Here is an 11,892-nt window from a genome sequence, read left to right on the forward strand (position 1 = left end):
CTCCGTACGGATGCATGCCATGACTTCCCCCAATACCACCCCACATCGTTTCGGACATCGCATTGCGATGGCCGGCGTGTCGATCCTCGCCGCGGCCGTGCTTGCAGCCTGCAGCGGCGGCCATGCCGAAGAAGCCGGTGCACCGCCGCCGCCGCAGGTCAGCGCCGCGCCGGTACTGGTCAAGCAGGTCAGCCAGTGGGACGAGTTCAGTGGCCGCGTCGAAGCGGTGCAGAGCGTTGAACTGCGTCCGCGCGTGTCCGGTTACATCGACAAGGTCAACTACGTCGAAGGCCAGGAAGTGAAGAAGGGCGAAGTGCTCTTCACCATCGACGCGCGCAGTTACCAGGCCGAGTACGATCGGGCGGCCGCCGAACTGGCCCGCGCCCGTACCCAGGCCACGCTGGCCCGCAGCGAGTCCGAGCGCGCCAAGCGGCTGTCCGAGCAGCAGGCGATCTCCACCGAGACCGCCGAGCAGCGCCGTGCGGCTGCCGACCAGTCCGGCGCCGCCGTGCAGGCCGCGCAGGCAGCATTGGATGCAGCCCGCCTCAATCTTGAGTTCACCAAGGTACGGGCACCGATCGACGGCCGTGCCGGCCGCGCGATGGTCACCGCCGGCAACCTGGTCACCGCCGGCGACAGCGCCAGCGTGCTGACCACGCTGGTCTCGCTGGACACGGTGTTCGTCTACTTCGATGCTGACGAAAGCACCTTCCTGCGCTACGCCCAGATGGCACGCAAGGGCGAGCGCCCGAGCGAGCGTGACAGCGCGCTGCCGGTGAAGGTCGGCCTGTCCGGTGAAGAAGGCTACCCGCACACGGGCAAGGTCGACTTCCTCGACAACCAGGTGGCCCGCAGTACCGGGACCATCCGCGTCCGTGCGCTGCTGGACAACGCCGATCGCCAGTTCACGCCGGGCCTGTTCGCCCGCGTGCAGCTGCTTGGCAGCGGCCAGTTCCAGGCGCTGCTGATCGATGACAAGGCCGTGCTGACCGACCAGGACCGCAAGTATGTGTACGTGGTCGACAAGGATGGCAAGGCCCAGCGCCGCGACATCCAGCTTGGCCGCACCGCTGAAGGCCTGCGTATCGTCGAGCACGGCCTGGCGGCAGGAGACAAGGTAATCATCGACGGCGTGCAGAAGGTCTTCATGCCGGGCATGCCGGTGCAGGCCAAGGCCGTGGCGATGCAGCCGCAGGCTGCGCCGGCACCGGGCCGCGATGCCACCGCCGCACTGAACAACTGATCCGCCGTCTCCTGATCCGCGTCCCCGCTTAGCTGCCGGCGCCAGCGGCAGCCTTCCCTGCCTTCGTCGTATCGGCGAGGGGCAGGGTGGCTGTTGCCCGCCGAATGCCTTTCCCAGGAATTCCTCCATGGACTTTTCCCGTTTCTTCATCGACAGGCCGATCTTCGCGGCGGTGCTGTCGATCGTGATCTTCGCCGCAGGCCTGATCACGATTCCAATCCTGCCGATCAGCGAGTACCCCGAAGTGGTGCCGCCGTCGGTGGTCGTGCGCACGGTCTATCCGGGCGCCAACCCCAAGGTCATTGCCGAGACCGTCGCCACACCGCTCGAAGAGGCGATCAACGGCGTCGAAGGCATGATGTACCTGAAGTCGGTGGCCGGCTCGGACGGCGTGCTGCAGATGACCGTCACCTTCCGCCCGGGCACGGACCCGGACGCGGCGGCGGTGAAGGTGCAGAACCGCGTGGCGCAGGCGCAGGCGCGCCTGCCCGAGGACGTGCGCCGGCAGGGCGTGACCACGCAGAAGCAGTCGCCGACCTTCCTGATGGTGGTGCACCTGACCTCGCCGCAAGGCAAGTACGACACCCTGTACCTGCGCAACTACGCGCGCCTGCACGTCAAGGATGCGCTGGCGCGTATTCCGGGCGTGGGTGACGCGCAGATCTTCGGTGGCGGCGACTACGCCATGCGTGCCTGGCTGGATCCGGACAAGGTGGCCTCGCGCGGCCTGACCGCCAGCGACGTGGTGCGTGCCATGCGCGAGCAGAACGTGCAGGTTTCGGCCGGCCAGCTCGGCGCCGAACCGCTGCCGGACAGCAAGTTCCTGACCCTGATCAATGCCCAGGGCCGGCTGAAGACCGAAAAGGAATTCGGCGACATCGTGCTCAAGAGCGGCACCGATGGCGAGATCGTGCGCCTGTCCGACGTGGCCCGCCTGGAACTGGGTGCGGGCGACTACACCCTGCGCTCGCAGCTGGACGGCAAGAACGCGGTGGGTATCGGTATCTTCCAGTCGCCGGGTGCAAACGCGCTGGAAATCCGCGATCAGGTCATCTCGACGATGGACGAGATGCAGAAGACCATGCCGGCCGATGTGAAATACGAAGCGGTGTATGACACCACCATCTTCGTGCGCGACTCGATCAAGGCCGTGGTCTCCACGCTGCTGGAAGCGATCGCCCTGGTGGTGCTGGTCGTGATCCTGTTCCTGCAGACCTGGCGTGCGTCGATCATTCCGTTGATCGCGGTGCCGGTGTCGGTGGTGGGTACGTTCGCCGCGCTGTACCTGCTGGGCTTCTCGATCAATACGCTGAGCCTGTTCGGCCTGGTGCTGGCGATCGGCATCGTGGTCGACGACGCGATCGTGGTGGTGGAGAACGTCGAGCGCAACATCGAGGAAGGCCTGTCGCCCACCGCGGCGGCACACCAGGCCATGCGCGAGGTGTCCGGCCCGATCGTGGCGATCGCGCTGGTGCTGTGTGCCGTGTTCGTGCCGATGGCCTTCCTGTCCGGTGTCACCGGCCAGTTCTACAAGCAGTTCGCGGTCACCATCGCCATTTCCACGGTGATCTCGGCGATCAACTCGCTGACTCTGTCGCCGGCCCTGGCCGCGCGCCTGCTGAAGGCTCATGGCGCTCCGAAGGACGGCCCGAGCCGCCTGATCGACCGCCTGTTCGGCTGGGTGTTCCGTCCGTTCAACCGCTTCTTCAAGTCCAGCTCGGAGAAATACGAGCGTGGCGTGGCCCGCATCCTCGGCCGGCGCGGTGCGGTGTTCGTGGTCTACGCGATCCTGCTGGTCGGTACCGGCGTGATCTTCAAGCTGGTGCCGCCGGGCTTCATTCCGACCCAGGACAAGCTGTATCTGATCGCCGGTGTGAAGCTGCCGGAAGGTTCGTCGATCGCGCGCACCGATGAAATGCTGCGCAAGGTCGCCAAGATCGCCCAGGAAACCGATGGCGTCGCTCACACCATCTCGTTCCCCGGACTGAACGCGCTGCAGTTCACCAATACGCCGAACACCGGTGTGGCGTTCATCCCGCTCAAGCCGTTCGCCGAGCGCCATGGCCGCACCGCGGCGCAGATCAATGCCGAGATCAACCAGAAGATTGCCGGCCTGCAGGAAGGCTTCGCGTTCGCGATGATGCCGCCGCCGATCCTCGGCCTGGGCAATGGCAACGGCTACCAGATGTTCATCGAAGACCGCGGCAACCTGGGCTACGGCGCGCTGCAGAACGCCGTGCAGGCATTGCAGGGCACGGTCGCGCAGACTCCTGGCATGGCCTTCCCGATCAGCAGCTACCAGGCGAACGTGCCGCAGCTGGATGCCGAGGTCGACCGGGTCAAGGCCAAGGCACAGGGCGTGCAGCTCACCGAGCTGTTCGACACCCTGCAGACCTACCTCGGCTCGGCCTACGTCAACGACTTCAACCAGTTCGGCCGTACCTGGCAGGTGATCGCGCAGGCTGACGGCCCGTTCCGCGAGAGCGTCGAGGATATCGGCAAGCTGCGCACCCGCAACGATCGCGGCGAGATGGTACCGATCGGTTCGATGGTCACCATCAAGCAGACCTTCGGCCCGGACCCGGTGCTGCGCTTCAATGGCTATCCGGCGGCTGACCTCGCCGGCGAGGCCGACCCGCGCCTGTTGTCCTCGGCCGAGGCGATGAACAAGCTGACCGAGATCGCCGGCAAAGTGCTGCCGGTGGGCATGACCACCGAATGGACCGACCTGAGCTACCAGCAGGCAACCCAGGGCAAGGCCGCCTTCATCGTGTTCCCGGTGGCGATCATGCTGGCCTTCCTGGTGCTGGCCGCGCTGTACGAGAGCTGGTCGCTGCCGCTGGCGGTGATCCTGATCGTGCCGATGACCCTGCTGTCGGCGCTGTTCGGCGTGTGGTTGACCGGTGGTGACAACAACGTGTTCGTGCAGGTCGGCCTGGTGGTGCTGATGGGCCTGGCGTGCAAGAACGCGATCCTGATCGTCGAGTTCGCCAGAGAGCTGGAGATGGGCGGCAAGGGCATCGTTGAAGCGGCATTGGAAGCCTGCCGCCTGCGTCTGCGCCCGATCGTGATGACCTCCATCGCGTTCATCGCCGGCACCGTGCCGCTGGTGTTGTCGCACGGTGCAGGCGCCGAAGTGCGCTCGGTGACCGGTATCACCGTGTTCGCCGGCATGCTGGGCGTGACCCTGTTCGGCCTGTTCCTTACCCCGGTGTTCTACGTGGCCCTGCGCAAGTTCGTCACCCGCAACGGTGGTGGACAGCTGGTGCAGCACGGCGAGCCGACCATCCACCACTGATATGGAACCCCGTCGCCGCCGGTCATTGGCCGGTGGCGGCTTTCCCCTCACAAGGCATGCATCCATGAACACCCATCAGAACAAGATCGCGCTGGTCACCGGCGCCACCCGTGGCATCGGCCTGGAAACTGTGCGCCAGCTGGCCCAGGCTGGCGTGCACACGCTGCTGGCCGGTCGCAAGCGTGAGACCGCCGTGGAGCTGGCACTGAAGCTGCAGGCTGAAGGCCTGCCGGTCGAAGCCCTGCAACTGGACGTGACCGACGCGGCCAGCATCGCCGAAGCGGTCGAGCAGGTGCGCCAGCGCCATGGTCGTCTCGACATCCTGGTCAACAACGCCGGCATCATGATCGAGAACCCGGCGCAGGCACCGTCGGAACAGTCACTCGATACCTGGAAGCGCACTTTCGACACCAACGTGTATGCGCTGGTGGCGGTCACCCAGGCCTTCCTGCCGCTGGTCAAGCAGGCCAAGTCCGGGCGCATCGTCAACGTATCGAGCATGCTCGGCTCGCAGACCCTGCACGCCGACCCGGCGTCGGGCATCTACGATTTCAAGATCCCGGCCTACAATGCCTCCAAGGCGGCGGTGAACAGCTGGACCTTGAGTCTGGCCTACGAACTGCGCAATACCCCGATCAAGGTCAACACCGTGCATCCGGGTTACGTGAAGACCGACATGAACGGCGGCAACGGCGAAATCGAAATCAGCGAAGGCGCACGTTCCAGCGTGGAAATGGCGTTGATCGGTGAATCCGGCGCCAGCGGCAGCTTCACCTACCTGGGCGAGGTGCTGCCATGGTGATCCGCACGTTGGCGATGGCCGTCTCCAGCCTGGTGCTGGCAGGCTGTGTCAGCGTCGGCCCGAACTACAAGGCGCCGATGCAGGAGCCGGTGGTCCTCCAGAGCGCACAGCAGCCGGTGTTCAGTACCGCTTCGCCGGTCGCCAGCTGGTGGGCGCAGTTCGATGATCCGGTGCTGGAACAGCTGGTGCACGGCGCACTGTCGGACAACCTGGACCTTCGCGTGGCCGTGGCCCGCGTCAGCCAGGCCCGCGCGGTGTTCGTGGAAAGCCGCCTCGACCAGGCTCCGCACGTCACCGCTGGCGGCAGCTACGACCGCCGCAAGCAACCCGATCCGCAGCTGGGTGGGCAGCGGGTGTTCAGTGAAAGCTACCAGCTCGGCTTCGACGCCGGCTGGGAGCTGGATCTGTTCGGCCGCAAGCGCCGTGCTGCCGAAGCCGCGCGCGCCGACCTCGACGCCGAGCAGGCCAACCTGGCCGATGCGCAGGTCCTGATCGCCGCTGAAGTGGCACGCAACTACTTCGAGCTCCGTGGTACGCAGAAGCGCATCGCGGTGGCCCAGCACACGCTGGAAAACCTGCGCGATACGCAGAAGCTGACCGAGGCGCGCTGGCAGCTGGGCGCAGGCAGCGAGCTGGATGTGCAGAGCAGCCGTGCCCGCCTGAAGGCGATCGAGGCTGACATCCCGTTGCTGGAAGTGGCCGAGGCGCAGTCGCGCAACCGGCTGGCCGTGCTGCTCGGCCAGCGCCCGGAAGTGCTGACTGACATGCTCGCGCCGCACGACGTACCGGCCTTCGCCAAGGCACTGCCGCTGGGCGATACCCGCGAACTGCTGCGCCAGCGTGCCGACGTGCGCGTGGCCGAGCGTCGCCTGGCGGCTGCGACCGCACGCGTGGGCGTGGCCACGGCGGACCTGTTCCCGCGGTTGTCGCTGTCCGGCTTCGTCGGGTTCCTCGGTGGCGATGCCAGCGGCCTGGTCAATGGCAACAACAAGGCCTGGTCGCTGACCCCGTCGCTGAGCTGGGCGGCATTCGACTTCGGCACCGTGCGTGCACGCCTGCGTGCCAGCAAGGCTGAAGCCGAAGGCGTGGCCGCGCAGTATGAGCAGGCGGTACTGCTGGCCCTGGAAGACACCGAGAACGCACTGACCCGCTATTCCAAGCAGCAGGCACGGTTGGCGATCGTGGTCGAGCAGGCGCAGGCGGCACGGCGTGCCGAATCGCTGGCGCAGATCCGCTATCGCGAGGGCTCGGAGGACTTCCTGACCCTGCTGGATGCGCAGCGCACGCAGCTGGCAGCCGATGATGCGTTGGCGGCGGCCGAGTCCGAGGTCAATGTCAGCGTGGTGGGCGTGTACAAGGCGCTCGGAGGCTGGGGGCAATCACCGCAGCAACCGAGCGTGGCGCAGGTGCAGTGACTCCGGGGGAACGGAGGCCGTGGCTTCCGTCCCCTTGCTCTTTCAGGGCCACTGATTGGCCGGCACCTCGCGCTCGCGCATGCGCACGATGCAGAAGCGATGGCCGGTCGGTGCTTCCATTACCCACCAGCGCTTGACGAAGCCTATCCGTCGCGCGCCGAGCTTCTCCAGGCGGTCGGCCTCGGCATCGATGTCGTCGCTCTCGATGTCCAGATGCACCCGTGACGGATGATCGACCCGCTGGACTTCAACGTCCAGGCCCGCCGGTGCGCCCAGCAGGTCGGCATACTCGGCGCCCCCTTCGGCACGCGCCGCCTGTGCCTGCAGACCGAGCGCGGCGGCCCAGAAACGGGCGCCTTCGTCGGCGGGAAGGTCCTGGCAGTCGATGATGAATCCTGCCAGCCGGCTCTGGTGTGCCATGTGCTGCTCCGCAGTTCGAGGGGTACGCGGCAGGGTAGCGCGGTGCATTCCGCGTACGTCTTCACCTTCGTGACGTTTCTGACTCTGCCGGATTGCGGGCTCGCCGTGTAACTAGTGGGTCAGGCACTCGGGAGGACAGGCAATGGCGGACGGAAGGCGGGATACCCAACGGATGTTGTTCGGCGATCCGGGTCCACCGGGTGCGGGTCTGTCAGTGGCGGTCGTGGTGCTGCTGGTGCTGGCGACGATGGCCGCAGCGGTCGGTTTCCTGCGCCTGCAGGATTCGATGCTGGGGCTGGGCCTGATCGGCGTCGCCGTGTTCCTGGCGATAGGGGCCCGCATCTGCCAGGCGCGCGATCAGCATCAGGCCCTGTATCGCCTGCTGTCGCGGCAGCCGCCGCTGTAGCTGCGGCTGCCGTGCGGGGTCAGTGCTTCGGCCAGTCCAGTTCGACCACCAGCGGGAAATGATCCGATGGCAGCACGCCATCGATGCGGCGGTCATCGGTCAGGAAGCTGCGCGCGCGGAAACCGCGCACCAGCACCCAGTCCAGCTGCGCGGTGGCCTTGCCAGTGAAATCGTGGAAGGTCAGTCGCGGGCCCTGCGGTGTCTTCACCTGGGCACGGGTGTCGTGCAGTACGCGGGTGAATGCCTTGTAGGTGTCGCCGCCGGGTTCGCTGTTGAAGTCACCGGTCAGCACCACCGGCAGGTCGGCCGCCAGGCCGGCCACGCGCCTGCCGATCAGCTCGGCACCCTTCACCCGGCGTGGTTCGTCCTCGTCGCGGTAGGGCAGGTGGGTATCCATGAAATAGAAGCGGCGGCCGTCATCGATGCGGCGGAACAGCGCCCAGGTGACCATGCGTGGATACAGGTTGCCCCAGGTGATGCTGCCGGGCACATCGGGCGTATCAGACAGCCAGAAGTTGCCTGATTCCTCGATCGCCAGCACCTTGCTGTCGTAGAACACGCCCATGTGCTCGTCGCCGCTGCCGCCGCGGCGGCCCTCGCCGAACCAGCGGTATCCGGGCAGGTGCTGGGCAAGGTAATCGGCCTGCTCCTGCACCAGCTCCTGGGTACCGATCACCGCGGGGTGCGCGTCGAGGATGACCTTCACCATCGCATCGCGACGGTCGGGCCAGCGCTTGCCGGGTTCGGTATCGGCCGGGGTGCGCACATTGAACGACATCACCTTCAACGGCGCAGGGGCTGCGGCCCAGGCGCTGGTCAGAGGCAGGGCAAGCGCCAGCAGTGCAGACAGCGCGGGGCGACGGAAACGCGACAACATCGTGGAATCCCTCCATTCCATGAAAACGGTTTCACAGAGCATGCCACGAATGCGAGGGCAGCGTTATGCAGGGATGGGTGGCTCGCGGATGCCGGGCGGGCGATGAACGCCCCGCCCGGTGGACCGCGCACCGGCGATCACGGGTCGTAGCTCATCCCGTCGCCTGCCTTCTGCAATCGCGCAGATGCACAGGGCGTATGCCGCACGCTGATCAGGCAGCAGGAAGTGCCTCCATCCTGATCAGTCTTCAATCTCGCCACGGCGGCCTGCCGCGCGCACTGCCTGCGCGGTGGTGGCCACGCTCAGTCGTTGCCGCGCTCGCCGCAGGTGGTTCTCAACGGTGCGCGCAGACAGCCCCAGCGTGGCCGCTATCTCTGCCTGGCGCCGTCCAGCGGCGACCCAGCGCAGCACCTCGCGTTCGCGTGCGCTCAGCGCGCCCGCGCGGATGTCGGCCGGCGCTTCGGCAAGCCGCCGCGCCGCGCGGAAGACTGACGCGCCGACCATTTCAAGCAGCAGGCGCGCGCTGGCGGACGCATCAATCGAGGTGCCGGCGAAACTGACCGCACCCTCCAGACCGGTCGGGCCGAACACCGGCACCTGCAACCCATGCAGGCCATCGCCGCGAGGCTGCTTCACCACTTGGTAGCGCTCGCCACGCACGCCGTCGCGCTTGCTCCAGAAGAACGGCGCATTGCTGTCCAGCACATGGCGGTTGACCGGACAGGCGTGCAGGTAGCGGGCGAGTCCGCTATCGCTGCCGTCGCCGAACCAGTCACCTTCAATCCAGTACACACGCTGTGCGTCGCGCTCCAGCCCGGTTCCGGTGGCAAACACCAACAGGCGGTCGTAGCCCAATGGTGAGGCGGCGGCGCGCAGCACGCCGCCCACCGCCGGCAATGACCGCGCCTGTTCCAGTTCCAGCAGCGCGGGCACCAGCGCAGGCATTGGCTCAGCGCCCCGCCAGCGCATCGAGCAGCGTACGCGCGGCCAGCTTGCCCAACGCGTTGCCGGCCAGCGGACTGTCGCCGGTCAGCAGCAGGCGATCCTGCAGCACGCTGCCATCGATGCCCTCATTGACGATCTGCACCCCCTGCTGGGCCAGCCGTTCACCGAAGAACCAACGCAGCTGCCCGGGCATGTAGCCGATCCCCGGTGTCTGCCGGTCCATTGCGTCGGGGAAGGCACAGATGCGGTAGCCACGGAACAGCGAGGCACCCTCGGCGTCGTCGACGCCCGCCGCCAGCAGCGCCGCCGGGCCATGGCAGAGGGTGATGATGTGGCGCTGCTCGGCCATGGCCCATTGCAGCGCGGCCTTCACCGCCGCGCTCTCCGGCAGGCCGATCAACGCGCCGTGCCCACCGGGAATGAAGACGGCGGCGTAGTCCGAATCGGCGCCCAGGCCGGCCACCACCTGATCCAGCTGCAACGGCTGGCGGAAGCGTTCCTGGTAGCGTTCGTACAGGGCGCCGATTTCGCTGTCCTCGTGTGGGAAGGCCCACCATTCGAACTTGACGGCGTTGCCGGACAGCGTCGCCACGTCGATGTCGAAGCCGGCCTTGTCCAGGTGGTACATCGGCAGCAGGGTTTCCATCGGATGGTTACCGGTGGAGAACAGGTGGCCATTGGCGGTCGGCAGATAGCGCTCGTCGGCGGCGATCGTCAGCACCTTCCAGCGGCCATCGCGGCGCGCATCCGGATAGTCGGCGCCGGACAGGTCGCTCTTGGGCGAGGTGAACTGCGACAGCGAATACGGCGACGGGAAGAAGGCATCGCGCTCGGCCGGATCGGGGCTGGGCTGGCGGCTGGGCTCTTGCGTGTTCATGCAGACCTCCGTTGGGGGAAAGTGAGCCCAGCATAGGAGGCTGCGTGCGCAGGCGCGATGAGGGATTCCCCTCAATCGGCCGCAACCCGGATGCTGCAGCGCGCCACCCGGCCGGTTGGACAGTGGGATTATGTCGTGTTATCTAGCCAGTGCCGGGATAATCCCGGCATAACCACACAGCAAGCAAAGGAATGAAAATGAAAAGATTCGCCCGAGCATTGCGCGTCACTCTGAATATTCATCCGAACGAAAAGAGCAGCGTGTGGAATACCTGGCCGCTGTGGGTCGAATTCTGATCCTGCGGGCCAAACCCGCGATTGAGCGGTAGCAAGACGAAGGGACTCGTCTTTCGAGTCCCTTCCTGCCGGAGACGCACTGCATGCAAGGAATGTCGAATGAAGGCAGCGCCATTGCTGCCGAGCGCTTGGCTGCGCGCGTGGAGCGCGAAGGGCCTGTGCTGAAGCTGGAAACCGGCGGTGTTGGGGTGTTCTGCCCGGAACTGGCTGGCAAGGTCGACAAGGAGAATTCCGAGCACCTGTTCGTGGTCGAGTCGCTGGCCGACCTGTTCCGCCGTCACGAGCGCGTGCGCTGGACCGAAGTGCGCAGCCTGATCGCCACCTGTAGTGCTGAGCTCACCGGAGCACAGACCCTGGAGGCACTGCAGTCGCGCATGAGGCAAGCTCTGGATGGGGTGTGCGGGCATGCGCTGGATGCCACGCCGGCGGTGTGGAAAGTGATGGCCCATCCCTTGATCCCGCTGGTGATCGACGGGCTCGATGCCCGCGGCACCGCAGCCATCGAACGCGCCCTGCATCTGCGCTACACCACCCAGGTCGAGCAGGTCATCCATCGGCGCCACCTGCTGCGCAACTTCCTCATCGGCCGTGCCGAATCACGGGCGATTGCCGCCGAACTCAAGCACCGTGTCCGCAGCGGACGTTCGGCGCTGGATTACGCGCAGTCATTGCTGAGCCTGCGAGAGCGCATTGGCCTGGACAAGGTCACCTACCTGGTCACCGTGCAGCTGATCGCCATTTCCGGCGTGCCCGGCATGATGGCCGCCTGCCTGCTGCTGGCGATGCAGATGCATCCACACTGGCGCCAGCGCATCGAGGAGGAATTCGCGCCGCTCTCGGAGGCGGAGATCCACGCGCTGCCGATGGCCAGGATTCCCTGCACGATGCGCTTCCTGAAGGAAGTGATGCGGCTGTACTCCACGCCCTTCAACAACCGTCGGGTGGCTGCCTGCGATCTGCAGGTGGAAGGGCAGGCCATCGCCGAAGGTACGGTCTTCGAGCTGAGCTCGTTCATCCAGCACCGCTCGGCGAAGTACTGGGATGACCCGCTGCAGTTCGATCCCGATCGCTGGTTGCCCGAACGGCGCAAGCGTACCGCCGGCATCTATGTGCCTTATGGCTTCCCCACGCGTTCCTGCGTGGGATCGGCGGTCGGCAATGCACAGCTGGTATTGCTGTGCGCGCTGCTGGCACGCGAGTTCCGCTTCACCCCCAGCGCCGACTATCGGCCCGAGGTGCGCATGGAGGGCTTTGCGATTCCGGCGGCGCTGCATGGCACGTTCTCGCGGCGTAAGGCCGGTGCCTGATCTGTC

General features: G+C 66.4%; 10 protein-coding genes. 6 read left to right on the plus strand and 4 right to left on the minus strand.

Translation table 11 applies throughout. The features are described from left to right. Positions 1-19: 19 nt before the first annotated feature. The 4 genes from ACSYHF_RS08060 to ACSYHF_RS08075 all read left to right on the plus strand — a co-directional run bounded on the left by ACSYHF_RS08060 (position 20) and on the right by ACSYHF_RS08075 (position 6,758). Positions 20-1,243, plus strand: a complete 1,224-nt coding sequence (locus ACSYHF_RS08060) for an efflux RND transporter periplasmic adaptor subunit (RefSeq protein ID WP_111129090.1) — start codon at positions 20-22, stop codon at positions 1,241-1,243. 127 nt (positions 1,244-1,370) lie between these two features. Then, positions 1,371-4,541, plus strand: coding sequence for an efflux RND transporter permease subunit (locus ACSYHF_RS08065; RefSeq protein ID WP_447576223.1), 3,171 nt, complete (start codon positions 1,371-1,373; stop codon positions 4,539-4,541). A gap of 64 nt (positions 4,542-4,605) precedes the next feature. Beyond that, positions 4,606-5,343, plus strand: a complete 738-nt coding sequence (locus ACSYHF_RS08070; protein WP_005416162.1) for an SDR family oxidoreductase — start codon at positions 4,606-4,608, stop codon at positions 5,341-5,343. Continuing rightward, positions 5,337-6,758, plus strand: coding sequence for an efflux transporter outer membrane subunit (locus ACSYHF_RS08075; protein WP_447576224.1), 1,422 nt, complete (start codon positions 5,337-5,339; stop codon positions 6,756-6,758). Before ACSYHF_RS08070 ends, ACSYHF_RS08075 begins: the two co-directional genes overlap by 7 nt. Before the next feature lie 42 nt (positions 6,759-6,800). Here ACSYHF_RS08075 and ACSYHF_RS08080 read toward each other — a convergent pair whose 3' ends face one another. Next, on the minus strand, positions 6,801-7,178 hold the full coding sequence (locus tag ACSYHF_RS08080) for a VOC family protein (RefSeq protein WP_005416164.1): 378 nt from the start codon (positions 7,176-7,178) through the stop codon (positions 6,801-6,803). A gap of 142 nt (positions 7,179-7,320) precedes the next feature. Between ACSYHF_RS08080 and ACSYHF_RS08085 the strand changes: the two genes are divergently transcribed. Further along, entirely contained in the window at positions 7,321-7,584 is a 264-nt protein-coding gene (locus tag ACSYHF_RS08085) for a hypothetical protein (RefSeq protein ID WP_049414598.1), read from the plus strand. 19 nt (positions 7,585-7,603) lie between these two features. Here ACSYHF_RS08085 and ACSYHF_RS08090 read toward each other — a convergent pair whose 3' ends face one another. The 3 genes from ACSYHF_RS08090 to hchA form a co-directional block, all read right to left on the minus strand. Further along, positions 7,604-8,461 carry an endonuclease/exonuclease/phosphatase family protein gene (locus ACSYHF_RS08090; protein ID WP_005416166.1) on the minus strand — a complete coding sequence of 286 codons (858 nt, stop codon included), beginning with the start codon at positions 8,459-8,461 and terminating at the stop codon, positions 7,604-7,606. A gap of 240 nt (positions 8,462-8,701) precedes the next feature. Next, positions 8,702-9,406 carry a PA1136 family autoinducer-binding transcriptional regulator gene (locus ACSYHF_RS08095; protein WP_111174879.1) on the minus strand — a complete coding sequence of 235 codons (705 nt, stop codon included), beginning with the start codon at positions 9,404-9,406 and terminating at the stop codon, positions 8,702-8,704. A 4-nt stretch (positions 9,407-9,410) separates the two neighbouring features. Continuing rightward, positions 9,411-10,283: a glyoxalase III HchA gene (hchA, locus tag ACSYHF_RS08100; RefSeq protein WP_447576225.1), complete on the minus strand. Its 873-nt coding sequence runs from the start codon at positions 10,281-10,283 to the stop codon at positions 9,411-9,413. Positions 10,284-10,662: 379 nt separating this feature from the next. Between hchA and ACSYHF_RS08105 the strand changes: the two genes are divergently transcribed. After that, positions 10,663-11,886 (plus strand): cytochrome P450, encoded by a 1,224-nt coding sequence (locus ACSYHF_RS08105; RefSeq protein ID WP_262221496.1) that lies wholly within the window; start codon positions 10,663-10,665, stop codon positions 11,884-11,886. Positions 11,887-11,892 lie beyond the last annotated feature (6 nt).

It is taken from the genome of Stenotrophomonas maltophilia group sp. P373 (genome assembly GCF_053295075.1).

Bases quoted from the DNA above. Each gene is read 5' to 3' on its own strand.
- ACSYHF_RS08060 (WP_111129090.1), top strand. From the start codon at position 20: ATGACTTCCCCCAATACCACCCCACATCGTTTCGGACATCGCATTGCG.
- ACSYHF_RS08065 (WP_447576223.1), top strand. From the start codon at position 1,371: ATGGACTTTTCCCGTTTCTTCATCGACAGGCCGATCTTCGCGGCGGTG.
- ACSYHF_RS08070 (WP_005416162.1), top strand. From the start codon at position 4,606: ATGAACACCCATCAGAACAAGATCGCGCTGGTCACCGGCGCCACCCGT.
- ACSYHF_RS08075 (WP_447576224.1), top strand. From the start codon at position 5,337: ATGGTGATCCGCACGTTGGCGATGGCCGTCTCCAGCCTGGTGCTGGCA.
- ACSYHF_RS08080 (WP_005416164.1), bottom strand. From the start codon at position 7,178: ATGGCACACCAGAGCCGGCTGGCAGGATTCATCATCGACTGCCAGGAC.
- ACSYHF_RS08085 (WP_049414598.1), top strand. From the start codon at position 7,321: ATGGCGGACGGAAGGCGGGATACCCAACGGATGTTGTTCGGCGATCCG.
- ACSYHF_RS08090 (WP_005416166.1), bottom strand. From the start codon at position 8,461: ATGTTGTCGCGTTTCCGTCGCCCCGCGCTGTCTGCACTGCTGGCGCTT.
- ACSYHF_RS08095 (WP_111174879.1), bottom strand. From the start codon at position 9,406: ATGCCTGCGCTGGTGCCCGCGCTGCTGGAACTGGAACAGGCGCGGTCA.
- hchA (WP_447576225.1), bottom strand. From the start codon at position 10,283: ATGAACACGCAAGAGCCCAGCCGCCAGCCCAGCCCCGATCCGGCCGAG.
- ACSYHF_RS08105 (WP_262221496.1), top strand. From the start codon at position 10,663: ATGCAAGGAATGTCGAATGAAGGCAGCGCCATTGCTGCCGAGCGCTTG.